Source organism: Kitasatospora sp. NPDC087861, assembly GCF_044742585.1.
Taxonomy (GTDB): Bacteria; Actinomycetota; Actinomycetes; order Streptomycetales; family Streptomycetaceae; genus Kitasatospora.
The window spans coordinates 144,014-169,101 of sequence record NZ_JBIUUS010000009.1 but is presented as its reverse complement, the minus strand read 5'-3'; the positions used below and the strand labels follow the sequence as shown (position 1 = coordinate 169,101).

Below are 25,088 nucleotides of genomic sequence, written 5' to 3'. Positions count from 1 at the left end.
TGTCGGTCCGGGCCAGGAACACGGGGAGCAGCGGTTGGCCGGCGACTGGACAACACCGCCCGGGGAGCCCGGGGCGTGGCCGCGCGAGCCGGAGCCCGGCCGGCTGCCGGCCGAGGTGACGTGCTTCGTCGGACGGCGGCGGGAGCTGGCCGAGCTGGCGGGCCTGCTGGCCGCCGCCCGGCTGGTGACGGTGACCGGCCCGGGCGGGGTCGGCAAGAGCCGGCTGGCGCTGCGCGCGGCGGCCCGGGCGGCCGGCGCCTTCCCGGACGGCACCTGGCTGGTGGAGGTGGCCCCGGTGCAGGACCCGCTGCTGCTCGGCCACGCGGTGCTGGAGGCACTGCGGCTGACCGACGGCACCGCCCGCCCGCCGCTGGACGTCCTGACCGAGCGGCTGTCCGGTCGGCGCCTGCTGCTGGTGCTGGACGGCTGCGAGCACCTGGTGGAGGCCTGCGCGGAGCTGGCGGACGCGCTGCTGCGGGCACTGCCCGGGCTGCGGGTGCTGGCCACCAGCCGCGCCGTGCTGCGGGCCACCGGCGAGCACCTGTTCACCCTGGCCCCGCTGCCGGCCGGCCCACTACCGGACCGCCCGGTAGGGCCCGACGCGCTGCCGGACGCGGTGCGGCTGTTCGCCGACCGAGCCAGGGCGGTGCTGCCGTCCTTCGCGGTGACCGAGGCCAACGCCGAGGCGGTGAGCCTGCTCTGCCGCCGTCTGGACGGAATCCCGCTGGCGGTGGAACTGGCGGCCGGGCGGCTGCGGGCGCTGTCGGTGGAGCAGATCACCGCGCGGCTGGACGACCGGTTCCGGCTGCTCACCGGCGGCTCCCGGACGGCCCTGCCACGGCACCAGACGCTGCGCACGACGATCGGTTGGAGCCATGAGCTCTGCACCGTGCAGGAACGTTTACTCTGGGCCCGCCTGTCGATCTTCGCCGGCAGTTTCGACCTGGAGGCCGCCGAGTACGTCTGCGCCGGCGAGGGCCTGGAGTCCGAGGACGTGCTCGACCTGCTCGACGAGCTGGTCGGCAAGTCCGTGGTGCTGCGCGAGGACAGCGCCTTCGGCGTCCGCTTCCGGCTGCTCGACACCCTGCGCGAGTACGGCGGCCGATGGCTGCGCGCCGCCGGCGAGGAGCGGCGGCTGCTGCACCGCCACCGCGACTGGTACCTGGGCGTGGCCACCTGGGGCGAGGTCGAGTGGTTCGGTCCCCGACAGGCGGAGACCGCCGAGCGCACCGGGCTCGCCCACACCAACCTCCGCGCGGCGCTGGAGTTCTGCCTGGCCGAGCCCGGCGAGGAGCAGATCGCCCTGCTGCTGGCGGGCACGCTGTGGTTCTACTGGGTCGGCTGCGGCCACCTCGGCGAGGGCCGGCACTGGCTGGAGCGCGCGCTCGCCCTGGACCGTGAGCCGACCCAGGCCCGCGCCAAGGCCCTCTGGGTGACCGGCTACACGGCCACCCTGCAGGGCGACCTGGAGACGGCCCGCCCGGCGCTGGAGGAGTGCCGCCGCCAGGCCCTGACCACCGGCGACGACCGGGCGCTCGCCTACGCCGTCCACCGGCAGGGCTGCGTGGCCCTGATCGGCGACGACCCGGACCGCGCCGCCGAACTCTTCGAGGAGGCGCTCTGGCACTACCGGACCATCGGCGAGCTCAACAGCAACGTCGTGATGGCCATGTTCGAGCTGGGCCTCGCCTGCCTGTTCCAGGGCGACCTGGAGAGCGGCGAGCTCTGGTTCGGCCAGGCCCGCGAGCTGTGCGAGGAGCACGGCGAGCAGTGGGCGTACGCGTACGTGCTGTACGCGATGGCGTACGCGCACTGGCTGGACGGCGCCGTCCGGCAGGCCCGCGCGCTGGCCCGGGAGAGCCTGCGGCTGAACCACCTGTTCCACGACCTGCTGGGCATCGTGCTGGCGATCGACCTGCTGGCACTGCTGGAGACCGAGCCGAACGGCCCCGACGCGCCGGGCGACCTGTGCGAGGCCCGGGTGCTGCAGGGCGCCTCACACCGGATCTGGCGCACGGTCGGCATGCCCTTCCTGGGCTCGCGGTGCTTCTTCGGCCCGCACCAGGAGTGCGCGGAGCGGGCCCGGACGGGGCTGACCGAGCAGGAGTACGAGGAGCACTACGAGGCGGGGGCCCGGCTCGACCTGGACGCCGCGGTCTCCCGGGCGCTCGGCGGCGGCGAGTCGGCGGACGGCCCGGAGCCGGGGGCCGGGCCGTGCTCGGTGCCGCCCGCGCCGGCGCCCTCGCCGGCCCGGAATAGTTGAAACTTGTCCATTGCTTGAGGAGGCAAGGAACCACCCGGAAGGAGCACCCCGTGGCCGTGAACACCGCCGCCGACGAGTACCGCCTCGCGACCTTCTACTTCGAGTCCAAGGCGTACACCGACGCCGCCCGCATGCTGGAGGGCGTACTGGCCGAGGAGCCGGCCAACCTCTCCGTCCGGCTGCTGCTGGCCCGCAGCTACTACCACTCCGCCCAACTCCACCGCGCCGAGGCCGAGTTGCGCCGGATCCTCGACATCGACCCGGTCGAGGACTACGCCCGGCTGATGCTCGGCCGCACCCTGGAGCGCCAGAGCCGCCACGAGGAGGCCCGCCCGCACCTGCGGCTGGCCGCCGCGATGACCGGCGAGGACTGGTAGACCGGGGGCAGCGGAAACGGCGAGCCCCCGCCGCCTCGAAAGGCGACGGGGGCTCGCTGAGGTACCGCAGGTGCGGAACCGTCGCGGGTCAGCGCGAGTAGTACTCGACGACCAGCTGCTCGTCACAGATCACCGGGACCTCCTTGCGCTGCGGCGCACGGTCCAGGCGGAAGGCCAGGGCCTTCAGGTTGACCTCGAGGTACTTCGGGGTCTGGCCCTCACCCGCGTAGCCACCCTCACGGGCGACCTGGAAGGGGACCTTCTCCTTGCTGCGCTCGCGGACGGTCACCACGTAGCCCGGCTTCATCTGGTACGACGGCTTGTTGACCTTGCCACCGTTGACCTCGATGTGGCCGTGGACGACCATCTGGCGGGCCTGGTAGATGGTGCGGGCAATGCCCGAACGCAGCACCAGGGAGTCCAGACGGGTCTCCAGCTCGGCGACGAGCGCCTCACCGGTCTTGCCCTCGGCCTTCTTCGCGCGGTCGAACGCGCGCGCCATCTGCTTCTCGCTCAGGTCGTACTGGGCGCGCAGACGCTGCTTCTCGAGCAGACGGACCTTGTAGTCCGAGTTCTGCTTGCGACCACGGCCGTGCTGGCCGGGCGGGTACGGGCGGGCCTCGAAGTACTTGACGGACTTCGGGGTCAGCGGCACGCCGAGCGCACGCGCGATCTTGACCTTGGGACGCTTCTGGTTCGCCATGAACCAAACCTTCCTTGCTTACGAATACGGCTTCACCAGGTGTTGACGGAGGTCGCACGTCGCGACCCGGAGAAAACCCCGCCGCTTGCGCAGTGGAATCAGCCGCTCTCCGGAGCCGGGCACGAAAGTGCTGGTCACACGGACGACCCGGAATCCGGGCCGCCCGCGACACCGATAACGGTGCGCGACGCTCCTGGTGCGGGCCCCTCGGAAGGGGCCTACGGCCGATGCCCCGCTGGTGCGGCCGGTCGGTGGGGTCTCCCCCGCCGCCGTCCCGGGACATGGCACTCCGACTGAGTATACCGGTGGATCACTCGCCCTTTTGCTCGGGCTCCTGCTCAGGCTTCCGCTCGCTCCGGCGCTCCCCCCTGAGCCGGCCCCGCGTCCACTCCACGACGTCCGCGTACCGGGCCTCGCCACCGCGCCGGGTCGGCTGGTAGTAGTCCTTGCCGTGCACGGCGTCCGGCGCGTACTGCTGCGCCGCGATGCCCTCCGGCAGGTCGTGCGGGTACCGGTAGCCCTGGCCGTGGCCGAGCTTGCCCGCACCGCCGTAGTGCGCGTCCCGCAGGTGCGGCGGCACCGCGCCCGCCAAGCCCTGCCGGACGTCCGCCAGCGCCGCGTCGATCGCCAGGTAGGCCGCGTTGGACTTGGGCGCCAGGGCCAGCGCGATCGCCGCCTGGGACAGGATGATCCGCGCCTCCGGGAAGCCGATCAGGGCCACCGCCTGGGCCGCCGAGACCGCCGTCTGCAGCGCCGTCGGGTCGGCCAGGCCGACGTCCTCACTGGCCGAGATCATCAGCCGGCGGGCGATGAACCGCGGGTCCTCCCCCGCCTCGATCATCCGGGCCAGGTAGTGCAGGGTGGCGTCCACGTCGCTGCCCCGGATCGACTTGATCAGCGCGCTCGCCACGTCGTAGTGCTGGTCGCCGTCCTTGTCGTAGCGCACCGCCGCCTGGTTGACGGCCGTCTCCGTGGTGGCCAGCGTGATGGCCGCCTCGTCCTTCTCCAGCGCCGCCCCGGCTGCCGCCTCCAGCGTGGTGAGCGCCCGCCGGGCGTCCCCGCCGGCCAGCCGCACCAAGTGGTCCTCGGCCTCCGCGGTCAGCTCCAGCGCGCCGTCCAGGCCGCGCTCGTCGGCCACCGCGCGGCGCAGCAGGGCGCGGATGTCCTCGTCGGTCAGCGACTCCAGGGTGAGCAGCAGCGAGCGGGACAGCAGCGGGGAGATCACCGAGAAGTACGGGTTCTCGGTGGTCGCGGCGATCAGGGTGACCCAGCGGTTCTCCACGGCCGGCAGCAGCGAGTCCTGCTGGGCCTTGGAGAAGCGGTGGATCTCGTCCAGGAACAGCACCGTCTCCCGGCCGGACATGCCGACCGCCCGCCGGGCACCGTCGATCACCGCCCGGACCTCCTTGACCCCGGCGGTGATCGCGGACAGCTCGACGAAGCGGCCCTCCACGGCCTGGCTGATCACGTGCGCCAGGGTGGTCTTGCCGGTGCCGGGCGGGCCCCACAGGATCACCGAGCTGGTCGCCGCCGGCCCGCGCGAGCCCCCGACGAGGCGCCGCAGCGGCGACCCGGGCTTCAGCAACTGCCGCTGCCCGGCCACCTCGTCCAGGGTGCGCGGGCGCATCCGTACGGCCAGCGGCGCCCGGCCGGGCTCCCTGGTCTGGCGTTCCTCGGCGGCGGCGGTGAAGAGGTCCGGTTCGTCCACACCGGAAGCCTATGCGAGGCCGCCGACACACCCGCCCGGCCGGGGCAGGCCCACCGGACAGGCCCTAGTCGAGCCCGGCCGCGTGGTCCGGCACGTACTTCTGCAGGTCGCGCGGCGGCCGCTGGTAGCCGCGCGGAGCCGGGCGGGGCGGCAGGTCGACCTGCGGGGCGGTGATCTCGTGGTACGGCACGGTGGAGAGCAGGTGGGCGATCATGTTGATCCGGGCCCGGCGCTTGTCGTCGCTCTCCACCACGTGCCACGGCGAGTCCGGGGTGTCGGTGTAGACGAACATCTCGTCCTTGGCCCGCGAGTAGTCCTCCCAGCGGGTGATCGACTCGACGTCCATCGGGGAGAGCTTCCAGCGCTTCATCGGGTCCTCCAGCCGGTCCCGGAACCGCCGCTCCTGCTCGGTGTCGCTCACCGAGAACCAGTACTTGCGCAGCAGGATGCCCGCCTCGATCAGCATCCGCTCGAAGGTCGGGCACTGGTGCAGGAACTGCCAGTACTCCTCGTCCGTGCAGAAGCCCATGACCCGCTCGACGCCGGCCCGGTTGTACCAGCTGCGGTCGAAGAGCACGATCTCCCCGGCGGCGGGCAGCTGCTCGACGTACCGCTGGAAGTACCACTGGGTCTTCTGCCGCTCGGTCGGGGTCGGCAGCGCCGCGACCCGGGCGATGCGCGGATTCAGGTACTCCGTCACCCGCTTGATCGCGCCGCCCTTGCCCGCCGCGTCGCGCCCCTCGAAGACCACCACCAGCCGGGCGCCCTCGACCCGCACCCACTCCTGGAGCTTCACCAGTTCCTCCTGGAGCCGCAGCAGTTCCCGCTCGTACGGCTTCCTCGCCAGTCGCTCCGGCTCCGCGGTCCGCTGCTCCTTGGCCACCTGGGGTCCTCCGTCCGGCTGATGCTGATGAGCACTCACCGTAGGCGCTGGGCGCCGGTCGCGCAGGTCGGAGCGGGGACGGGGGTGGCCGGCCGGCCCGGCGCGGCAGCGGCGGCCCCCTGAACCGCCGCTGCCACGCTCCCCCGTCGGCTCGGCGCTGACGCCGAACGATCAACCTTGGCCCACACCTGCCAACCGGGTCCAATATCCCGTTCCATAACCTTGGGGCATGGATGTCGACACCCGCCTGCTGCGCAGCTTCGCCGCGGTCTGCGACGAGGGACAGCTGACCGCCGCGGCGGCCCGGCTGTTCGTCTCCCAGCCGACGCTCACCAAGCAGATCCGCCAGCTGGAGGCGCTGCTCGGGGTGGAGCTGTTCGAGCGCTCGCGGCGCGGCATGGCGCCCACCCCGGCCGGGCGGGCGCTGGCGGAGTACGCCGGGCCGATGCTGGCCGGCTGGGAGGACGCGCTGCGCGCCACCCGGGCGGCGGCCGCCGCGCAGGGCTCGGTGCTGCGGGTGGGATTCGAGGGCGGGATCATCAATCTGATGACCCGGAGCACCGTCTCCGACTTCGCCCGGCGGATGCCCGGCTGGCAGGTGGAGCTGCGGCAGAACAACTGGTTCGATCCGACCTCGGGCCTGGCCACCGGCGAGATCGACCTGACGCTCTGGCACGGCCCGCCGTGGCTGTCCGAGCACTACAACGTCGCTGTGCTCGGCCAGGAGGCGCGGGTCGCGGCGCTGCCGGCCGGGCACCGGCTGGCGGCCCGGGCCGAGCTGTGCGTCGAGGACCTGGTGGACGAACCGTTCGTGGCCATACCGCACGAGGCCGGGCACTGGCGCGAGTACTGGCTGGCGGCCCGGGAGCGGGGCGGGCGTCCGGTGCGGATCGGCGCGGTGGCGCACAACACCGACGAGTGGCTGGCCGCGGTGGTGTGCGGTCAGGGCGTCGGCTTCGCACCGGAGGCGATGAGCCGGCTGGCCGTACGGGATGACGTCGCGTACCGGCCGGTGCGGGGGCTCAGCCCGAGCCAGGTCGGGCTGTACTGGCCGAAGGACCGTGAACTCACGCCGGCGATGGCCGCGTTCGTGCGCAGCTGCCGGAGCACGGTGCCGTTCGGTCGGGTCGGCGCGGAGTCGGTGTAGACCGGGCGGCCTGGACCGGGGGAACCAGGCCGGGAGAACCGAACCGGGGGAACTAGACCGCCACGAAGGGCTCGGGATAGCGGCAGAGCCCGCGTGGAGCGCCGTCGTACGCGGGCAGCGGCAGCGCCTGGAAGTAGGCGTCCGGCACCTCGAACGGGCCGCTGACCTCGTGCCGCCCGGCCGCGCTGAAGCCGAACCGTCCGTAGTAGTCCGGGTCACCGAGGACGACCACGAGCCGCTCGCCCGCTTCCTCGGCCGCCGACAGCGCGGCCCGGACGACGAGTTCGCCGACGCCCTTGCGCTGCCACTCGGGCGCGACGGCGACCGGCGCGAGCGCGAGGCCCTCGCCGTCCTCGCCGACCCGCAGCCGGGTCAGCAGCGCGTGCCCGATCACCAGCCCGGCCTCGTCGACCGCGACCAGCGACAGCGCGGGCAGCCAGGCCGGATCGCGGCGCAGCGCGTCCACCAGGTCCGCCTCGTCCGGGCCGGGGAACGCGGCCATGTGAACGCGTCTGGTCGCCGGGGCGTCGTCCGGACATTCGACCCTTGTCGTCACCTGCATGAGTCAACCCTCCCTGTGTCACACGTCGTCGTGGACCGGCCCCGGACGGTGGGTGGACCGTCCGGGGCCGTTGAAGGTTAGCGGATCCGGTGTCAGGACTCGGACTTGGCGGCGTCCTCGCGCACCTTGGGCTTGGCGTCCACGCCGGCCTCCCGGCGCTGCGCCGGGGTGATCGGGGTCGGGGCGCCGGTCAGCGGGTCACCGCCGGTGGACGTCTTCGGGAAGGCGATGACGTCGCGGATGGTGTCGTACCCGCCGAGCAGCGTGACGATCCGGTCGAGGCCGAAGGCGACGCCACCGTGCGGCGGCGGGCCGTAGTTGAAGGCGTCCAGCAGGAAGCCGAACTGCGAGGCCGCCTCCTCCTCGGAGAGGCCGATCGCGTCGAACGCCCGCTTCTGCACCTCGCGCTGGTGGATACGGATCGAACCGCCGCCCAGCTCCGAGCCGTTGAGGACCAGGTCGTAGGCGTTGGACAGGGCCGAGCCCGGGTCGGTGTCGAAGGTGGCCAGCGACTCGGCGGTCGGGGCGGTGAACGGGTGGTGCACCGCGTGCCAGCCCTGGAACTCGCCCTTGTCGTCCTCGATCGGCTCGAACATCGGGAAGTCGACGACCCAGAGGAAGGCCCACTGCGACTCGTCGATCAGCTCGCAGCGGCGGCCGATCTCCAGGCGGGCGGCGCCCAGCAGCTCCTGCGAGGGGCGCTGCTTGCCGGCCGCGAAGAAGATCGCGTCGCCGTTCTTGGCACCCGCGGCGGCGGCCAGGCCGGCCAGGTGCTCCGCGGAGAGGTTCTTGGCGACCGGGCCGCGCAGCTCGCCGGTCTCGGCGTCGATGACGACGTAGGCCAGGCCGCGGGCGCCGCGCGCCTTGGCCCAGTCCTGCCAGGCGTCGAGCGCCTTGCGGGGCTGCGAGGCGCCGCCGGGCATCACCACGGCGCCGACGTACGGGGCCTGGAAGACGCGGAACTCGGTGCCCGTGAAGTACTCGGTGAGGTCGGTGAGTTCCTGGCCGAAGCGGACGTCCGGCTTGTCGGAGCCGTAGCGGGCCATGGCGTCCGCGTAGGTCATCCGGGGCAGCGGGTTGGGGAGCTCGTAGCCGTGCACCTCGCGCCAGATCGAGCCGACGATCTTCTCGCCGAGGGCCAGGATGTCCTCCTGGTCGACGAACGAGGCCTCGATGTCGAGCTGGGTGAACTCCGGCTGCCGGTCGGCACGGAAGTCCTCGTCGCGGAAGCAGCGGGCGATCTGGTAGTAGCGCTCCATGCCGGCCACCATCAGCAGCTGCTTGAACAGCTGGGGCGACTGCGGCAGCGCGTACCAGTGACCGGGCTGCAGGCGGACCGGGACGAGGAAGTCGCGGGCGCCCTCGGGGGTGGAGCGGGTGAGGTACGGCGTCTCGATGTCGAGGTAGTCGTTCTCCTCCATCACCCGGCGGATGATGTTGTTGACCTTGGAGCGCAGCCGCAGGCCCTTGGCCGGGCCCTCGCGGCGCAGGTCCAGGTAGCGGTAGCGCAGCCGGACCTCCTCGTTGACCGTGCCGGGCTCGTACTCGGCGACCGGGAACGGCAGCGGGGCGGCCTCGGAGAGGACCTCGATCTCGCTGACGACGACCTCGACCGCACCGGTCGGGATGTCGGGGTTCTCGTTGCCCTCGGGGCGCACCCGGACGTCGCCGACGACCTTGACGCAGTACTCGGCGCGCAGGCCGTGCACCGAGTCCAGGTCGCGGACCACGATCTGCACGGTGCCGGAGGCGTCGCGCAGGTCGATGAAGGCGACACCGCCGTGGTCGCGGCGGCGGGCGACCCAGCCGGCCAGGGTGACGGTGGTGTCTGCGTGCTCCGGGCGGAGCGTGCCCGCGTCGTGCGTGCGGATCACAGCTGCTTCTCCTTCAGGGTGGTGACGAGCGCGTCGAGGGCGACGGGGTTCTGCTCGCCGGTGGTCAGGTCCTTGAGCTGGACGACGCCGTCGGCGAGGTCCCGCTCCCCGGCGACGAGGGCGAAGCGGGCGCCGGATCGGTCGGCGGACTTCATGGCGTTCTTGATGCTCTTGACGCCGAAGGCCAGGTCGGTGGCGACGCCGGCCCGGCGCAGCTCGACGACCTTGGCGAACAGGACGTTCTTGGCCTCCTCGCCGAGCGCGACGGCGTACACGGAGGTGGCGGCGGGCAGGTCGAGGGCGGCGTCCTCGGCCTCCATCGCCAGGAAGGTGCGGTCCACGCCGAGGGCCCAGCCGACGGACGGCAGCGCCGGGCCGCCGATCATCTCGGACAGGCCGTCGTAGCGGCCGCCGCCGCCGATCGCGGACTGGGCGCCGAGGCCGTTGTGCACGAACTCGAAGGTGGTGCGGGTGTAGTAGTCCAGGCCGCGGACCAGCTTCGGGTCGTCGACGAAGGCGACGCCGTTCGCGGTGAGCAGCTCGCGCACCTTCTCGTCGTACGCCTTGCACTCCTCGCACAGGTAGTCGCGCAGCCTGGGCGCCTCGACGAGCTGGGCCTGCACCGACTCGCGCTTGTCGTCCAGGACGCGCAGCGGGTTGATCTCGGCGCGGCGGCGGGTGTCCTCGTCCAGGTCCAGTCCGGCCAGGAACTCGACCAGGGCGGCGCGGTAGACCGGACGGCACTGCTTGTCGCCGAGGCTGTTGAGCAGCAGCGAGTAGTCGCTCAGGCCGAGCGAGCGGAAGGCGTCGTCGGCGAGGATGATCAGCTCGGCGTCCAGCGCCGGGTCCTCGGCCCCGATCGCCTCGGCGCCGACCTGGGAGAACTGGCGGTAGCGGCCCTTCTGGGCCCGCTCGTAGCGGTAGTACGAGCCGGAGTACCAGAGCTTCACCGGCAGGTTGCCCTGCTTGTGCAGGTTGGCCTGGAGGGCGGCGCGCAGCACCGAGGCGGTGCCCTCCGGACGCAGCGCGAGCTCGTCGCCGCCGCGGGTGGTGAGGTTGTACATCTCCTTGCTGACGATGTCGGTGGACTCGCCGACGCCGCGGGAGAAGAGCTTCACGTCCTCGAAGACCGGGGTCTCGATGTAGCCGTACCCGGCCCGGCGGGCGGGCGCGGCGATGCGCTCGCGGATCGCCAGGAAGGTCGCGGAGCTGGGGGGCAGCAGATCGTAGGTGCCCTTGGGGGCGGTGAAGGTGCTCAACTTCTCTTCCGTCACATTCCTCGTCGCGGGAAAGCCGGGGCGCCGGCCGCCCCCGCTGCCTGTCGGAGGTAGGGGTTGGTGGCGCGCTCGCGGCCGATGGTGGTCTGTCCGCCGTGGCCGGAGAGGACCACGGTGGTGTCGTCGAGGGGCAGGCACACCCGGGCCAGCGACCGCATGATCGCCTCGCTGTCCCCGCCCGGGAGGTCGGTACGCCCGATGGAGCCGGCGAACAGCAGGTCGCCCGAGAACAGCACCGGGGGGAGGTCCTCGGCACCGGGCGTCCGGAAGGTCACCGACCCCCCGGTATGGCCCGGGGCGTGGTCCACGGTGAGCTGCAGGCCGGCGAGCTCCAGCACGCCGCCGTCGGTGAGCTCGCGCACGTCGTCGGGCTCGCCGACGGTGAGTTCGCCCATCAGCTGGGTGCCCAGCGAGCGGCCGAGGGCCTTCTCCGGGTCGGACATCATGTACCGGTCCTCGGGGTGGATCCAGGCCGGGACACCGCGGGCGCCGCAGACCGGGACCACCGAGGCCACGTGGTCGATGTGGCCGTGCGTGAGCAGCACGGCGACCGGCTTGAGCCGGTGCTCGCGGACCATCTCCTCGACGCCGCGCGCCGCCTGGTGGCCGGGGTCGACGATGACGCACTCCTCGCCCGCCGCCGGAGCGACCAGGTAGCAGTTGGTACCCCAGGCTCCAGCGGGGAATCCGGCGATGAACACGCGCGTCCTTCGTGATGCGGTCGGCAGTGGCGGCTACGGGGTGTGACTGCCGGCGATGCGGCCGGCCGGTGGTGCGGCTACCAGTGATGTAGGGGCAGCCTACCGGCGGTGCGGGTCCGGTTGCGAACCAGATGCCGGTGGCGGGCGCGGTTCGCACCGGCAGGTTCACCGCGTTCTTACAGGCCCGGTCCCTACACTTGGCCGCCGATGGATGCGATGATCCGCTTCGGTATCCATCCACTTTTCCAGCACATCCGTAGGAGACACGGCCGGTGGTCAGCAGCGAACAGCGGCGGCGGCAGCTCGCCCGCGAGAAGTACGAGCGCCAGATGGAGCGCCGGAACGCGGCGCGGACCGCGCGCAGGCGCCGCAACACGATCCTGGGCGCCTCGCTCGCCGTCGTGGTGCTGGCCGGCGGCGGCGCGCTGGTCGGCACCGGTGCGTTCAGCTCGGACGGCAAGGACAAGTCCGCCCAGGCCGCGTCCCAGAGCACCGAGCCGACCACCCCGACCCGCAAGCCGGTGGCGGGCTGCGCCGACCCGGCGCCGGGCGCGCCGAACGGCAAGCAGTGGCAGGCCGAGCCGGCGATGTCGGTCGACCCGGGCGCCTCGTACACCGCGACGCTGGAGACCAACTGCGGCAAGGTGACGATCGCGCTCGACGCGGCCAAGGCCCCGCACACGGTGAACTCCTTCGCCTTCCTGTCCGGCGAGAAGTACTTCGATCACACCAAGTGCCACCGTCTCACCACCGACGGCATCTTCGTGCTGCAGTGCGGCGACCCGACCGCCAGCGCGACCGTCCCGGGCGGCACCGGTGGCCCCGGCTACAAGTTCGCGGACGAGAACCTGACCGGCGCGACCTACCCGGCGGGCACCGTGGCGATGGCCAACTCCGGTCCGGGGACCAACGGAAGCCAGTTCTTCCTGGTCTACAAGGACACCGGTCTGCCCCCGAGCTACACCCCCTTCGGCAAGATCACCGGCGGCCTGGACGTGGTCCAGAAGATCGCCGCCGCGGGCACCCTGGAGGGCGCCCCGGACGGCCACCCGATGGCCGACGTCACCTTCAACTCGGTGACCACCACGAAGGGTTGACCGATCCCGGGGCCGCCCGCGAAGGCGCCCGCGGCGCCTTCGCGCGGCCCCGGCCCGAAATCGCCCGGCCCGGATGCGGACAGCACCGGGGCTGGTCGCCTATGTTGGCGTTGTATAGGGTGCCCGGACCCGCCTAGCCGTCACCCTCGGCAGCAAGACACGGCGGACGGGGACGGCGGACTCATCGGTCCGCCGCACATCAACTGTGGACGACGGACGCGCGCCGCCCCGGCGCGGGCGCGACGTCATGTGGAGGACGCGCTATGAGCAGCGACCCGTGGGGCCGTGTCGACGAGCAGGGCACGGTCTACGTCAGGACGGCCGACGGCGAACGCGTCGTGGGTTCCTGGCAGGCCGGCTCGCCCGAGGAGGCCCTCGCCTACTTCGAGCGCAAGTACCAGGGCATCGAGGTGGAGATCGGCCTGCTGGAGAAGCGGGTGCGCACCACCGACCTGGCCGCGAAGGACGCCCAGGCCGCGCTGGACCACCTGCGCGCGCAGGTGACCGAGGGGCACGCGGTCGGCGACCTGGACGCCCTGGCCAAGCGGCTGGACACGCTCGCCGGCGAGATCGAGAGCCGGCGCGAGGAGCGCAAGGCCGCCCGCGCCAAGGCCCAGGACGAGACCCGCACCGCCAAGGAGGCCCTGGTCTCCGAGGCCGAGCAGCTCGCCGAGTCCACCCAGTGGCGGGAGGCCGGCGACCGGCTGCGCGCCCTGGTGGAGACCTGGAAGGGCCTGCCCCGGCTGGACCGCAAGAGCGACGACGAGCTGTGGCACCGCTTCTCGCACGCCCGCTCGGTCTTCTCCAAGCACCGCAAGGCGCACTTCGCGACCCTGGACGCCGAGCGCGAGCAGGCCCGGCAGACCAAGGAGGCGCTGGTCGCCGAGGCCGAGGCGCTGTCCTCGTCCACCGAGTGGGGCGACACCGCGGCCGGCTACCGCGACCTGATGGCGCGCTGGAAGGCCGCCGGCCGGGCCCAGCGGGACGTCGAGGACGAGCTGTGGGCGCGGTTCCGCGGCGCGCAGGACGTCTTCTTCCAGGCCCGTTCCGCCGTGTTCAGCGAGCGGGACGCCGAGCAGGTGGCCAACCAGAAGCTCAAGGAGGCGCTGGCCGTCGAGGCCGAGGCGATCCTGCCGATCACCGACCTGAAGGCCGCCAAGGCCGCGCTGCGCGAGGTCAACGAGCGCTGGGAGGCGATCGGGCACGTGCCGCGCGACGCCCGTCCGAAGCTGGACGGCCGGCTGAACACGGTCGAGCGGGCCATCCGCGAGGCCGAGGACGCCGAGTGGAAGCGCTCCAACCCGGAGGCCAAGGCCCGTGCCGCCGGCATGGTCGGCCTGTTCCAGGCGAAGGCCGACAAGATCCAGGCCGACCTGGCCAAGGCCCGCGCCGCCGGGAACGCCGGCCGGATCGCCAAGCTGGAGAACGAGCTGGCCGGCGTGCAGACCCTGCTGGAGCAGGCGCACAAGAGCCAGGAGGAGTTCAGCGGCTGACCGTCCGGGCCCGTTGAACGCGAAAGGCCCCCGGGGCTCCCCGGGGGCCTTTCGCGTGCGGTGCTACTTGCGGGCCGAGGTCACGCGGTAGACGTCGTACACGCCCTCGACGCCGCGCACGGCCTTGAGCACGTGGCCGAGGTGCTTCGGGTCGCCCATCTCGAAGGTGAAGCGGCTCATCGCGACCCGGTCGCGGGAGGTCTGCACCGCCGCCGACAGGATGTTGACGTGCTGGTCCGAGAGCACCCGGGTGACGTCCGAGAGCAGCCGGGAGCGGTCCAGCGCCTCGACCTGGATGGCCACCAGGAAGACCGAGGACTGGGTGGCCGCCCACTCGACGTCGATCATCCGCTCCGGCTGCTGGCTCAGCGACTCGACGTTGACGCAGTCGGCGCGGTGCACCGAGACGCCGTTGCCGCGGGTCACGAAGCCGACGATCGGGTCGCCCGGCACCGGGGTGCAGCAGCGGGACAGCTTGACCCAGACGTCCTCGACGCCCTTGACGATCACGCCCGGATCGCCCTTGGCCCGGCGGCGCACCGCCCGGCGGTTGTCGTGCGTCGGGGTCGCGGTCTCGGCGAGGTCCTCGGTGGCGCCCTCCTCGCCGCCGAGTGCCTGGACCAGCTTCTGGACGATGTTCTGCGCGGCGACGTGGCCCTCGCCGATCGCGGCGTAGAGCGAGGAGATGTCGGGGTAGCGCATCTCGTGGGCCAGGGTGACCAGCGAGTCGCCGGTCAGGATCCGCTGGATCGGCAGGCCCTGCTTGCGCATCGCCCGGACGATCGCCTCCTTGCCGTGCTCGATCGCCTCCTCGCGGCGCTCCTTGGAGAACCAGGCGCGGATCTTGTTGCGGGCGCGCGGCGACTTGACGAAGCCCAGCCAGTCCCGGGACGGGCCGGCATTCTCCGCCTTGGAGGTGAACACCTCGACGGTGTCGCCGTTCTCCAGCGTCGACTCCAGCGGCACCAGCCGCCCGTTGACCCGGGCCCCTATCGTCCGGTAGCCGACCTCGGTGTGCACCGCGAAGGCGAAGTCGACCGGGGTCGCACCGGCCGGCAGGGCTATCACGTCGCCCTTGGGCGTGAAGACGAAGACCTCGTTGCTGGCCAGGTCGAAGCGGAGCGACTCCAGGAACTCGCCCGGGTCGGCGGTCTCCTTCTGCCAGTCCAGCAGCTGCCGCAGCCAGGCCATCTCGTTGACGGCGCCGGCCTTGTCGTCCTTGCGGACCTGGGTCGGGGTGTCGGTGCGGACCTTGGACGCGCCGGCCACCGCGCGCTGCTTGTACTTCCAGTGCGCGGCGATGCCGTACTCGGCCCGGCGGTGCATGTCGAAGGTGCGGATCTGGAGCTCGACGGGCTTGCCGCCGGGGCCGATCACCGTCGTGTGCAGCGACTGGTACATGTTGAACTTGGGCATCGCGATGTAGTCCTTGAACCGCCCCGGCACCGGGTTCCACCGCGCGTGGATGGTGCCCAGCGCCGCGTAGCAGTCGCGGACGGTGTCGACCAGGACCCGGATGCCCACCAGGTCGTAGATCTCGGCGAAGTCCCGGCCCCGGACGATCATCTTCTGGTAGACCGAGTAGTAGTGCTTCGGCCGCCCGGTGACGGAGGCGGTGATCCGGGCGCCGCGCAGGTCGCCCTGGACCTGGTCGATGACGGTCGCCAGGTACTCGTCCCGCTTGGGGGCGCGCTCGGCGACCAGCCGGACGATCTCGTCGTACATCTTGGGGTAGAGGATCGCGAAGGCGAGGTCCTCCAGCTCCCACTTGATGGTGTTCATGCCCAGCCGGTGCGCCAGCGGGGCGTAGATCTCCAGCGTCTCGCGGGCCTTCTTCTCCTGCTTCTCCCGCTTGAGGTAGCGCATCGTGCGCATGTTGTGCAGGCGGTCGGCCAGCTTGATCACCAGGACCCGCGGGTCCTTGGCCATCGCGACGACCATCTTGCGGACGGTCTCGGCCTGCGCGGCCTCGCCGAACTTGACCCGGTCGAGCTTGGTGACGCCGTCCACCAGCAGGGCCACCGAGTCGCCGAAGTCCTTGCGCAGGGTCTCCAGGCCGTAGTCGGTGTCCTCGACGGTGTCGTGCAGCAGCCCGGCCATCAGGGTCGGGGCGTCCATGCCCAGCTCGGCCAGGATGGTGGCCACCGCCAGCGGGTGGGTGATGTACGGGTCGCCGCTCTTGCGCTTCTGCCCACGGTGCCACTTCTCGGCGACGGCGTAGGCCCGCTCGATGTCCCGCAGCAGCGCCGGGTCGGCCTTCGGGTCGTTCGCCCGGATCGACCGGAACAGCGGTTCCAGGACGGGGTTGAGCACGCTGGTGCGCTGACCGCCGAGGCGGGCCAGGCGGGCGCGCATGCCGCCCGAGGAGGAGCCGCGGCCGGTGGGGCCGATCGGTCGCGAGGAGGTCGGCGCCGGGCGTGCCGGGGTGGCCCCCGAGGGCGTGGGACGGTCGTCGGGGGCGGCCGCTTCGGCCGTGGGCACAACCTCGTCGGGCAAGGACTCTCCTCGGGGCACCGGGGCCGACCCCTGCCGCGGCCCGTACGGTGCGACGCAACCGGGAGGGGATGAATCTTCATGGTACCGAGCCGGGCGCCCCGGTGTTCATCCGCCCGGCCCGGAAACGGAAGGGCGGTGGTCGGATGATCCGACCACCGCCCTGCGCTCAGGTCCCTCAGACCGTGACCAGCGTCTCCAGCGGGGCGCCGTTCAGGTGCCCGGCCAGCCGCTCCCGGCCGTCCAGGAAGCCCAGCTCCATCAGCACCACGACGCCCACCAGCTCGGCGCCGGCCTCCTTCACCAGGTCCAGCGAGGCGCCTATGGTGCCACCGGTGGCCAGCACGTCGTCCACCACCAGCACCCGCTCACCGGGGGCGAAGGCGTCGCACTGCACCTCCAGCGTCGCCGAGCCGTACTCCAGCTCGTACGAGCGCCGGAACACCTCGCCGGGGAGCTTGCCCTGCTTGCGGATCGGCACGAAGCCGAGTCCGGCCGCGAAGGCCGCCGGAGCCGCCAGCACGAAGCCGCGCGCCTCCAGGCCCACCACCTTGGTCGCCCCGAGCGTCTGCGCCCGGTCCGCCAGTGCCCTGGTGAGGGCACTGAAGGCGTCGGCGTCGGCGAGCAGCGGCGCGATGTCCTTGAACAGCACACCCGGCTTCGGGTAGTCCGGGACGTCCCGGATCCTGCTGTTCAGCAGGTCGGCCAGGGTGGTGTCGGCGGTGGTCACGGCTTGTCCTTACGGTCGGGTCGGTTCAGCGCTTGGTGGACGGACGGCCCTTGGCACGCGTGGTGCCGGCCGCCCGGCCGCGCTGACCGACCATACCCGCAGGCAGATCCTCGTCCGCGATCTCCTCGCCCTCCGGCGCCGCGTCCCCCGCGGCCTTGGCGGCGGCCGCGGCCCGGTGCTGCAGGACCCGCTTGCGCAGCGCCTTCATCTCCGGCTGCTCCTCCTTGAGCTGCGCCAGCAGCGGGGTGGCGACGCAGATCGAGGAGTAGGCACCGGCCGCGAGGCCGATGAACAGCGCGAGCGAGATGTCGTTCAGCGTGCCGGCGCCCAGGATGCCGCCACCGATGAACAGCAGCGCGGCGACCGGGAGCAGGGCGACCACGGTGGTGTTGAGCGAACGCACCAGGGTCTGGTTGAGGCCCGCGTTGGCCGCCTCGCTGTACGTGAGCCGGTTCTGCTTGGTGAGCCCCTTGGTGTTCTCCTTCACGGTGTCGAAGACGACGACCGTGTCGTAGAGCGAGTACCCGAGGATGGTCAGGAAGCCGATCACCGTACCGGGGGTGACCTCGAAGCCCACCAGGGCGTACACGCCGATGGTGATCAGGAGGTCGTGGATGAGCGCGACCAGGGCGGCCACCGCCATCCGCCACTCGAAGGCGATCGCCAGGTAGATCGTCACCAGGACCATGAAGACGATCAGGCCGGTGAGCGCCTTCTGGGAGATCTGCTTGCCCCAGCTGGGGCCGATCACCTGGGCCTCGACGGTGTCCAGCGGCACCGCGAGCTTCTCGGAGAGCTGGGCGCGGATCTCGTCCGAGCTCTTCTGCTCCTCGACGCTGACCTGGATGCGGATCTTGCCGTTGTCGGTCGACTGCACCAGCGGGTGCGAGGAGACGACGTTGTCCGCCGTCTCCTGCGCCTGCGAGACGGTCAGCCCGGGCTTGCTCACGGTGTAGACCGAGCCGCCCTTGAACTCGATGCCCAGGTGCAGGCCCATGGCCAGACCGATCGCCGCGATCAGCACGATCACGCCGGAGATGGAGTACCAGACCTTGCGGCGGCCGACGAAGTCGAAGCTGACCTCGCCCTGGTAGAGCCGGTGACCCAGATTGGAGAAGCGTGACACGGTGTCAGGCCTCCTTCACGGCGGCAGAGGAGGGGCTACGGCGACGGCTGCTGCGCAGCGGCGGGCGGGCGCCCAGCCGCTTCGGGTCCAGGCCCGACCACGGGTGGCCGTCGGAGAAGAACTTGCGCCGGGCCAGCAGCGTGATCATCGGCTTGGTGAAGAGGAAGATCACCACGACGTCGAGCAAGGTGGTCAGACCGAGGGTGAACGCGAAGCCCTGGACCTTGCCGACCGAGACCACGTAGAGCACGGCGGCACAGAGGAAGGACACGAAGTCCGAGACCAGGATGGTGCGCCGGGCGCGCGGCCAGGCCCGCTGGACCGCCGGGCGCAGCGGGGCGCCCTCGCGGACCTCGTCGCGGATGCGCTCGAAGTAGACGATGAAGGAGTCGGCGGTGATACCGATCGCGACGATCGCGCCGCAGACCGCCGGCAGGTTCAGCGCGAAGCCGATCCCGGCGCCGAGCAGGCTCATGACCGAGTAGGTCAGGGCCGCCGAGACGAGCAGACCGGCGATCGAGACCAGGCCGAGGCCGCGGTAGTAGACCAGCGAGTAGAGGACCACCAGCAGCATGCCGATCGCGCCGGCGATCAGGCCGGCCTCCAGCTGGTCGCTGCCGAGCGCCGGGGAGACGGTGGTGATGTCGCCCTTGGCGAACTCCAGCGGCAGGGCGCCGTAGCCCAGCACGTTGGACAGGTCCTGCGCCTCGGTCTGGGTGAAGCGGCCGGTGATCACGGCGCTGCCGCCGGGGATCGCGTTCTTGACCTCCGGGTGCGAGACGACCTGGTTGTCCAGCACGATCGCGAACTGGTTGTTCGGCGGCGCCTGGGTGGCCAGCTGGCCGGTGACCTTGGTGAAGGCGTCGGTGCCGGTGCCGTTGAACTGCAGCTGGACCTGCCAGCCGGCACCCGTCTGGGTGTCCAGGCTGGGCTGGGCCTTGGAGACGTCCGAGCCCTTCACGGCGACGGGGCCGAGGGCCAGCTTCTCGTAGTAGCCGTTCTCCGGCTTCTGGGAGCAGGCGAGGACGGCCTTGTCCTCGGCGCCGGTCTGGGCGGCGCGGACCTCGGGCTTGGTGCAGTCCAGGGCGGCGAAGGCCGCGGACAGCTCCGGCGGCACGGTGCCCTGGGTCATCGCGGCGCTGACGTCGGCGGCGCTGGGCGGCGTGGCGGCGGCCGACGGCGTGCCGGTGGCGGCGGCGCTCGGGGCGGTGCTCGCGCCCGTGGCGGCGGCGCTCGGGCTGCTGCCCTCGGCGGCCAGCGCCTCACCGGCCGCGCGGCCCTGCTTGGTGGCGCTCGGCGTACCGGCGGCGGCGCTCGCGCCGGCCGAGGGCGAGGCGGTGGCGCCCGCGGACGGGGTCGCACCCGGGGTGCCGGTGGCACCGGTCGAGGGGGAGGCGGTGGGCGCGGGCGGCGTGAAGCCGCTGGGCGCCACCGCGAGGACCGGGCGGAAGAACAGCTTGGCGGTGGTACCCACCTGGTCCGCCGCGTTCTGCCGGTCGCCGCCCTTGGGGATGTTCACGATGATCGTGTTGTCACCCTGGGTCTGGACCTCCGCCTCGGAGACACCCATGCCGTTGACGCGACGCTCGATGATCCCGGTGGCGATGTCCATGCTGGACTTGTTGATCGCCTTGGGGTCGGTCGACTTCGCGGTCAGCGTGATGCTGGTGCCGCCGGCGAGGTCGATCCCGAGCCGGGGCTTGGTGTGGCCCGTCCCGAACATGAGGGCGACCAGTCCGACGGTGACGACCAGGATGAGGGCCAGCGCCCGCCCTGGGTAGCCGTCGCGCGGGCGCGACTTGGGTGTTGCCACCTTGCTCGTTTCTCCCTGTCCATGCCACCTCCCCGACCGGACCCCCGTCCGGCTTGTGGCGGGACGGGGGCATGGCGGTTCTGCGGCCCTGAGGTCCTGTGGGCTCGCGGCACTGCGCCGCGCGGCCGGGCTGCTGCCCGACCGTACTACTTGCTCGCGGGAGCCCCGCCCTCGACATCGCCCTTCTCGGCAACGTCCTTGGTGAGCGTCAGCGGCTTGTCCTCGACCGGCTCGGCGTCCTCGGCCTCCGGCTCGGGCAGCTCGTCATCGGCGGGGCGACCGTTGATGATCGCGTCGTACTCCTGGGGGTCCAGGACGGCCGCGATCGCGCTCTTGGTGAAGTGGGTGACCACGCCGGGCGCGATCTCCAGCTCGATGGTCTCCTCGTTGACCGCCTTCACCTGGGCATACAGGCCGCCGATGGTGCGCACCCCCGCCCCTGGCTCCAGCGCCGTCTGCATCTGCTGCATCTGCTGCTGGCGCTTCTTCTGCGACCGGAACATGAGCACGATCGCGATGATCGGGAGGAGAAGGATGATGAAGTTCACTGCAGCCAGGGTCCTTTACGGGCCGCCGACCGGCGGCCTGTGTGGTAATGGTCGGCCCGTCAGGTGAGCGGGGCGGTCCGGCGGAGTCTAGGCGACCCCGAACTGATCGGACAACGCCAAGCATCGCATCCTGCCGCCGAAAGTGGCGACCCTCCGCCTGCACGGATTCCCCGGACTTCTCCCCCGGCTCGCGCGCGGACCGCTCACCGGCGCGGGGTGTCGGCGCCCGGCGGGAACCGGTGGACGCCGATCACCCGTTCAGCCCTCGTCGGCCGGGAAAAGCTCGGACTGGGCCGGCACGGCGCCCCGGGTGGTCTGGACCGGAGGCGTCAGCCCGAGGTGCTGCCAGGCGGCCGCGGTGGCGATCCGCCCACGCGGGGTCCGGGCGAGCAGGCCCTCCCGGACCAGGAAGGGCTCGGCGACCTCCTCGACCGTCTCGGACTCCTCCCCCACCGCGACCGCGAGTGTCGACAAACCGACCGGACCGCCGCCGAACAGCCGCAGCAGGGCGTCCAGCACCGCGCGGTCCAGCCGGTCCAGACCGCGGGCGTCCACCTCGTAGACGTCCAGCGCCCGGGCGGCGATCTCGGCGGTGACCAGGCCGTCGTGCCGCACCTGCGCGAAGTCGCGGACCCGGCGCAGCAGCCGGTTGGCAATGCGCGGGGTCCCCCGCGAGCGGCCGGCGATCTCGGCGGCGCCGACCGGGTCTATCTCCACGTCCAGCAGCGCGGCCGAGCGGCGCACCACGCGTTCGAGCTCGACCGGGGCGTAGAACTCCATGTGCCCAGTGAAGCCGAAGCGGTCGCGCAGCGGGGGCGGCAGGAGGCCGGCCCGGGTGGTGGCGCCGACCAGGGTGAAGGGCGGCAGCTCCAGCGGGATGGCGGTGGCGCCCGGGCCCTTGCCGACGATCACGTCGACCCGGAAGTCCTCCATCGCCATGTAGAGCATCTCCTCGGCCGGCCGGGACATCCGGTGGATCTCGTCGAGGAAGAGCACCTCACCCTCGGTGAGCGAGGAGAGGATCGCCGCGAGGTCCCCCGCGTGCTGGATGGCCGGGCCGGAGGTGATCCGGATCGGGGCGCCCAGCTCGGCGGCGATGATCATGGAGAGGGTGGTCTTGCCGAGCCCGGGCGGCCCGCTGAGCAGCACGTGGTCGGGCGCGCTGCCGCGCTTGCGGGCCGCCTGGAGCACCAGGGACAGCTGCTCGCGCACCCGCTCCTGCCCGATGAACTCGTCCAGCTGCTTGGGGCGCAGCGCCGCCTCGACCGCCTGGTCCTCACCGTCGGCGGCGGCCGTCACCAGCCGGTCGACCGGGTCTGCGTCGTACGGACTCATGCGCCCTCCTCGCTTCGCTCGGCAGGGGCATTCGCCCACGCGCACCTCTCGATCGTGAGCTCGCTCCGCTCGCTCATCCGCCCTCCTCGCTTCGCTCGCTCACGTGCTGCAGGCTCCAATGTCGACAAGAGGACAGATCGTCAGATGGCTTTGGCGGGCTTCAGCGGGACCGGTTGAGGCCGCGCAGGGCGAGCCGGAGCAGCGCGCCGACGTCCGGCGTCTGCTGGGATTCCGCCTCGGGTGTGACGGCCACGACCGCCTCGTCCGCCTCGCGCGGAGCGTAGCCGAGACCGGTCAGCGCCGAGTGCAACTGCTCGCTCCAGGGGGCGGGGCCGGCCGCGATCGGCTTCTGCGCCGGCACCGCGCCGTGCGGGGCGCCGAGCTTGTCCTTGTACTCCAGCAGCAGTTTGGCCGCCTTCGCCTTCCCGATGCCGGGGACGGCCACCAGCGCCTTCTCGTCGCCGCCGGCCACCGCGGCCCGAAGCGCGTCGGGGCTGTGCACACCGAGGATCGCCTGCGCCAGCTTCGGGCCGACGCCCGGAGCGGCCTGCAGGATCTCGAAGACGGCGCGCTCGTCGTCGTCCGCGAAGCCGAACAGGGTCAGCGAGTCCTCCCGGACCACCAGCGAGGTCGCGAGCCGGGCCGGCTCACCCAGCCGCAGCCCGGCCAGCGTGTTCGGCGTGCACTGCACGGCCATGCCGACCCCGCCGACCTCGACCACGGCGAGCCCGGAGGAGATGGCCGCCACGGGCCCTTGCACGAAGGCGATCACCGGCTGCTTCCTTTCAGGGGGGTGGCGCGGGCCGCCCGTACCGCGGCCTCCAGGCGGTTCGTCGCCCCGCCGCGCCAGATGTGGCAGATGGCCAGCGCCAGCGCGTCGGCGGCGTCGGCCGGCTTGGGCGGGGCGTCCAGCCGCAGCAGGCGCTGCACCATGGCCGTGACCTGTGCCTTGTCGGCCCGGCCGGAGCCGGTGACGGCCGCCTTGACCTCGCTCGGAGTGTGCAGGGTGACCGGGATGCCGCGCCGGGTCGCACAGAGCATCGCGACCGCGCTGGCCTGGGCGGTGCCCATCACCGTCCGGACGTTGTGCTGGGCGAACACCCGCTCGACGGCGACCAGGTCCGGCCGGTGCTCGTCGAGCCAGCCCTCGATGCCCTGCTCCACGAGCAGCAGCCGCGGCCCGATCTCGGCCTCGGCGGGGGTGCGCACCACGCCGACCCCGGCCATCCGCAGCGGCCGGCCCGGCGCACCCTCGACCACGCCGATCCCGCACCTGGTCAGCCCCGGGTCCACGCCCAGTACCCGTACCACAGCCCCGCCTCTCGTCTCCGACCTGCGAAGGCTACCGTCCGGGTCCGACAACCCGACCGACGACACCGGCCCGGCGGTCCTGGGACCACCGGGCCGGACGGTGAGAACGATCACTCACCGACGATCACTCCCGCGCGACCGCGCTACCAGGAGCGGTCAGCGAGGATCACTCGGCGTCGAGCTGCGCACCGACCTCGTCGGAGATGTCGAAGTTGGCGAAGACGTTCTGCACGTCGTCGCTGTCCTCCAGCGCGTCGATCAGCTTGAGGATCTTGCGGGCGCCGTCGACGTCCAGCTCGACCTGCATGCTCGGGAGGAAGTTGGCCTCGGCCGAGTCGTAGTCGACGCCGGAGTCCACCAGCGCGGTGCGCACGGCGACCATCTTGGAGGCCTCGGAGACGATCTCGAACGAGTCGCCGAGGTCGTTGATCTCCTCCGGCTCCTGGTCGAGGACGACCTCGAAGAGCTTGTCCTCGTCCACGCCGTCAGCCTTGGGGACGATCACGACGCCCTTGCGGGTGAACAGGTACGACACCGAACCCGGGTCGGCCATCGAGCCGCCGTTGCGGGTCATCGCGACGCGCACGTCGGAGGCGGCGCGGTTGCGGTTGTCGGTGAGGCACTCGATCAGGACCGCGACGCCGTTCGGGCCGTAGCCCTCGTACATGATGGTCTGGTAGTCGGCGCCGCCGGCCTCCAGGCCGCCACCGCGCTTGACGGCGCGGTTGATGTTGTCGATCGGGACCGAGCTCTTCTTCGCCTTCTGGATGGCGTCGTAGAGGGTCGGGTTGCCGGCCGGGTCGGGACCGCCGGTGCGCGCCGCCACCTCGATGTTCTTGATCATCTTGGCGAAGAGCTTGCCGCGCTTGGCGTCGATCACGGCCTTCTTGTGCTTGGTGGTAGCCCACTTAGAGTGGCCGGACATCGCCAGCTCCTTTACGTCGCCAAAGGGAAATGAAACAGATGAGATCTTACCGGTGTCGTCACCGGTGAGGCGCACACGGTCAACACGGCCTACTTGCCCGCCAGGTGCTCCTCGACCATCGCGACGAAGTAGGCGTGCACGCGGTGGTCGCCGGTGAGCTCCGGGTGGAAGGAGGTGGCCAGCAGGTTGCCCTGGCGCACGGCCACGATCCGGCTCTCCGGACCGTCCGCGGCGGGCAGCTCCGCCAGCACCTCGACGCCCGCGCCGACCCCCTCGACCCAGGGGGCGCGGATGAAGACGCCGTGCACCGGCGCGTCGTCCAGGCCCTGGAAGGCGATCCCGGACTCGAAGGACTCGTTCTGGCGGCCGAAGGCGTTGCGGCGCACCGTCATGTCGATGCCGCCGACGGTCTCCTGGTCGTCCCGGCCGCCCAGGATCTTGTCGGCCAGCATGATCATGCCCGCGCAGGTGCCGTACACCGGCATCCCGGCGGCGACCCGCTCGCGCAGCGGGTCCATCACGCCGAACAGCAGCGCCAGCTTGGACATGGTGGTGGACTCCCCACCGGGGATGACCAGCGCGTCGACCTCGGCCAGCTCCTCGGCACGGCGCACCGGACGGGCGAGCGCGTCGGCCTCGGCCAGCGCGACCAGGTGCTCGCGGACGTCACCCTGCAGGGCGAGAACGCCGATGACTGGAGTGCTCACGGTCTTCAACCTCTT

22 protein-coding genes are annotated in these 25,088 nt (G+C 72.0%); 5 read left to right on the top strand and 17 right to left on the bottom strand.

From position 1 onward, the window contains the following. The first annotated feature begins 34 nt into the window (after nt 1-34). Together ACIOJE_RS15670 and ACIOJE_RS15665 are read left to right on the top strand one after the other, a co-directional pair. On the top strand, nt 35-2,263 hold the full coding sequence (locus ACIOJE_RS15670) for an ATP-binding protein (RefSeq protein WP_400776594.1): 2,229 nt from the start codon (nt 35-37) through the stop codon (nt 2,261-2,263). Nucleotides 2,264-2,319: 56 nt separating this feature from the next. Continuing rightward, nucleotides 2,320-2,640 carry a tetratricopeptide repeat protein gene (locus ACIOJE_RS15665; protein ID WP_400667079.1) on the top strand — a complete coding sequence of 107 codons (321 nt, stop codon included), beginning with the start codon at nt 2,320-2,322 and terminating at the stop codon, nt 2,638-2,640. An 88-nt stretch (nt 2,641-2,728) separates the two neighbouring features. Here ACIOJE_RS15665 and rpsD read toward each other — a convergent pair whose 3' ends face one another. The 3 genes from rpsD to ppk2 all read right to left on the bottom strand — a co-directional run bounded on the left by rpsD (nt 2,729) and on the right by ppk2 (nt 5,934). Next, entirely contained in the window at nt 2,729-3,343 is a 615-nt protein-coding gene (rpsD, locus tag ACIOJE_RS15660; RefSeq protein ID WP_218200264.1) for a 30S ribosomal protein S4, read from the bottom strand. Nucleotides 3,344-3,653: 310 nt separating this feature from the next. Then, on the bottom strand, nt 3,654-5,051 hold the full coding sequence (locus ACIOJE_RS15655; RefSeq protein ID WP_400776591.1) for a replication-associated recombination protein A: 1,398 nt from the start codon (nt 5,049-5,051) through the stop codon (nt 3,654-3,656). A gap of 64 nt (nt 5,052-5,115) precedes the next feature. Beyond that, nucleotides 5,116-5,934 carry a polyphosphate kinase 2 gene (gene ppk2, locus ACIOJE_RS15650; RefSeq protein ID WP_280682943.1) on the bottom strand — a complete coding sequence of 273 codons (819 nt, stop codon included), beginning with the start codon at nt 5,932-5,934 and terminating at the stop codon, nt 5,116-5,118. A gap of 229 nt (nt 5,935-6,163) precedes the next feature. Here ppk2 and ACIOJE_RS15645 point away from each other — a divergent pair, with 229 nt between their 5' ends. After that, nucleotides 6,164-7,081, top strand: coding sequence for a LysR family transcriptional regulator (locus ACIOJE_RS15645; RefSeq protein WP_280682944.1), 918 nt, complete (start codon nt 6,164-6,166; stop codon nt 7,079-7,081). Between the two features lie 52 nt (nt 7,082-7,133). Here the strand turns inward: ACIOJE_RS15645 and ACIOJE_RS15640 are convergent, their stop codons facing one another. The 4 genes from ACIOJE_RS15640 to ACIOJE_RS15625 all read right to left on the bottom strand — a co-directional run bounded on the left by ACIOJE_RS15640 (nt 7,134) and on the right by ACIOJE_RS15625 (nt 11,495). Continuing rightward, nucleotides 7,134-7,643: an N-acetyltransferase gene (locus ACIOJE_RS15640; RefSeq protein WP_280682945.1), complete on the bottom strand. Its 510-nt coding sequence runs from the start codon at nt 7,641-7,643 to the stop codon at nt 7,134-7,136. A 92-nt stretch (nt 7,644-7,735) separates the two neighbouring features. Beyond that, the gene (gene aspS, locus ACIOJE_RS15635; RefSeq protein WP_280682947.1) at nt 7,736-9,517 is read right to left on the bottom strand and encodes an aspartate--tRNA ligase; all 1,782 of its coding nucleotides are present in this window, start codon (nt 9,515-9,517) and stop codon (nt 7,736-7,738) included. Further along, complete coding sequence (gene hisS, locus ACIOJE_RS15630; protein WP_400776586.1) at nt 9,514-10,776, bottom strand: histidine--tRNA ligase; 1,263 nt, start codon at nt 10,774-10,776, stop codon at nt 9,514-9,516. Before hisS ends, aspS begins: the two co-directional genes overlap by 4 nt. Nucleotides 10,777-10,787: 11 nt before the next feature. Next, nucleotides 10,788-11,495 carry an MBL fold metallo-hydrolase gene (locus ACIOJE_RS15625; RefSeq protein WP_280682954.1) on the bottom strand — a complete coding sequence of 236 codons (708 nt, stop codon included), beginning with the start codon at nt 11,493-11,495 and terminating at the stop codon, nt 10,788-10,790. A gap of 272 nt (nt 11,496-11,767) precedes the next feature. Between ACIOJE_RS15625 and ACIOJE_RS15620 the strand changes: the two genes are divergently transcribed. Both ACIOJE_RS15620 and ACIOJE_RS15615 read left to right on the top strand, forming a co-directional pair. Further along, nucleotides 11,768-12,592, top strand: coding sequence for a peptidylprolyl isomerase (locus ACIOJE_RS15620; RefSeq protein ID WP_280682956.1), 825 nt, complete (start codon nt 11,768-11,770; stop codon nt 12,590-12,592). Nucleotides 12,593-12,855: 263 nt separating this feature from the next. After that, complete coding sequence (locus tag ACIOJE_RS15615; protein WP_280682962.1) at nt 12,856-14,085, top strand: DUF349 domain-containing protein; 1,230 nt, start codon at nt 12,856-12,858, stop codon at nt 14,083-14,085. Nucleotides 14,086-14,148: 63 nt separating this feature from the next. On the opposite strand, the gene ACIOJE_RS15610 is transcribed toward ACIOJE_RS15615, so the two are convergent. From ACIOJE_RS15610 to pdxT, 10 genes are all read right to left on the bottom strand, one after another. Then, complete coding sequence (locus tag ACIOJE_RS15610) at nt 14,149-16,581, bottom strand: RelA/SpoT family protein (protein WP_400776583.1); 2,433 nt, start codon at nt 16,579-16,581, stop codon at nt 14,149-14,151. 175 nt (nt 16,582-16,756) lie between these two features. Continuing rightward, entirely contained in the window at nt 16,757-17,308 is a 552-nt protein-coding gene (locus ACIOJE_RS15605; RefSeq protein ID WP_400776580.1) for an adenine phosphoribosyltransferase, read from the bottom strand. A 25-nt stretch (nt 17,309-17,333) separates the two neighbouring features. Continuing rightward, the gene (gene secF / locus ACIOJE_RS15600) at nt 17,334-18,434 is read right to left on the bottom strand and encodes a protein translocase subunit SecF (protein WP_280682966.1); all 1,101 of its coding nucleotides are present in this window, start codon (nt 18,432-18,434) and stop codon (nt 17,334-17,336) included. Between the two features lie 4 nt (nt 18,435-18,438). Beyond that, entirely contained in the window at nt 18,439-20,247 is a 1,809-nt protein-coding gene (gene secD / locus ACIOJE_RS15595; RefSeq protein WP_400776577.1) for a protein translocase subunit SecD, read from the bottom strand. Nucleotides 20,248-20,393: 146 nt separating this feature from the next. Beyond that, nucleotides 20,394-20,795, bottom strand: a complete 402-nt coding sequence (gene yajC, locus ACIOJE_RS15590; protein WP_280682970.1) for a preprotein translocase subunit YajC — start codon at nt 20,793-20,795, stop codon at nt 20,394-20,396. Nucleotides 20,796-21,053: 258 nt separating this feature from the next. Further along, on the bottom strand, nt 21,054-22,130 hold the full coding sequence (gene ruvB / locus ACIOJE_RS15585; protein ID WP_280682971.1) for a Holliday junction branch migration DNA helicase RuvB: 1,077 nt from the start codon (nt 22,128-22,130) through the stop codon (nt 21,054-21,056). Nucleotides 22,131-22,290: 160 nt separating this feature from the next. Next, nucleotides 22,291-22,902 carry a Holliday junction branch migration protein RuvA gene (ruvA, locus tag ACIOJE_RS15580; RefSeq protein ID WP_400666729.1) on the bottom strand — a complete coding sequence of 204 codons (612 nt, stop codon included), beginning with the start codon at nt 22,900-22,902 and terminating at the stop codon, nt 22,291-22,293. Beyond that, a complete protein-coding gene (gene ruvC, locus ACIOJE_RS15575) occupies nt 22,899-23,441 on the bottom strand; it encodes a crossover junction endodeoxyribonuclease RuvC (RefSeq protein WP_280682974.1) in 543 nt (180 codons plus the stop codon). Before ruvC ends, ruvA begins: the two co-directional genes overlap by 4 nt. Nucleotides 23,442-23,607: 166 nt before the next feature. Beyond that, entirely contained in the window at nt 23,608-24,366 is a 759-nt protein-coding gene (locus ACIOJE_RS15570) for a YebC/PmpR family DNA-binding transcriptional regulator (RefSeq protein ID WP_280682976.1), read from the bottom strand. 89 nt (nt 24,367-24,455) lie between these two features. After that, nucleotides 24,456-25,073 carry a pyridoxal 5'-phosphate synthase glutaminase subunit PdxT gene (gene pdxT / locus ACIOJE_RS15565; RefSeq protein ID WP_280682978.1) on the bottom strand — a complete coding sequence of 206 codons (618 nt, stop codon included), beginning with the start codon at nt 25,071-25,073 and terminating at the stop codon, nt 24,456-24,458. Between the last annotated feature and the right edge of the window lie 15 nt (nt 25,074-25,088).